General features: G+C 39.7%; 1 pseudogene. It reads right to left on the reverse strand.

Annotation, left to right across the window (positions count from 1 at the left end):
- Nucleotides 1–64: 64 nt before the first annotated feature.
- Nucleotides 65–646 (reverse strand): annotated as a pseudogene (locus tag OZD68_RS00130) (phage major capsid protein); the annotation flags it as partial.
- Nucleotides 647–849: the final 203 nt, after the last annotated feature.

An 849-nucleotide genomic window follows, 5' to 3' on the forward strand; every position in this document is an offset into this window, starting at 1 on the left:
CTACTGCTCTACCATAGCCATAAGCACATATCTTATCCTATTCGGACTATTGCGAGAAGTGCTATAACTCGTAAGTTGTGACGGAAATCTTTTGGATTTTGGGCGTGTCCGTATCTTTTGCAAAATCATACTTAGACTTATTGCCACCGTCCTCATCATCTACTGTTTCACTGCTCCAACCTGCACCGGCGCGGTCAAAATCTTCTATAATGTAATCCAATGTTTCAGTAGAGATTCTTTGACTGGAGCATATTTGTCGCATTGTGGACGAATCAGTTACGCGCTTGTTTATGCGTTTTACAATATGCGGAGTAACTAGATACCCCACGATATCACTGTCATCTCCACTGAGGGTTTTGTGTGATAAACCGCTTTCCATTCCCTTGCGGATATAATCAGAAAAATATTTATCGCTTGTGCTAAAATCTGTATTTACTTCTGGGCGTTGAGCTGCAGTTTCGATCAAGTCTAAACGCTCTTTGCAACTATCAATGGCATTATTTACCTTGCATAGCTGCTCAATTGTTGCAGAATCAGCACGCCCTTTGCTTTCAATTTCTTTTAGTTTGCGATCATTTATTAATTTAAATTGCTCCCATGATGAAGAGAGTTCATTGATACGGTGAGCGATATCGGTAAGTGACATAATAGCCTCCTTTGAAAATGAAATAAAAATGGAAATAAGGTAATAGGAATGGCATCCATAGATGTTTCCCACAGTTGTACGAATATTGCAATATGGTACATAGTAAACGATGTCATTCCAGTGCTCCCTTTCTTGTCATCCCAGTGCTTGACACTGGGATGGCTTTGTTGCATCGCTAGCTATGATGGATTAAAGATAAAAAA

It is taken from the genome of Wolbachia endosymbiont of Drosophila bicornuta (assembly GCF_028982105.1).
GTDB classification, from domain to species: domain Bacteria; phylum Pseudomonadota; class Alphaproteobacteria; order Rickettsiales; family Anaplasmataceae; genus Wolbachia; species Wolbachia pipientis.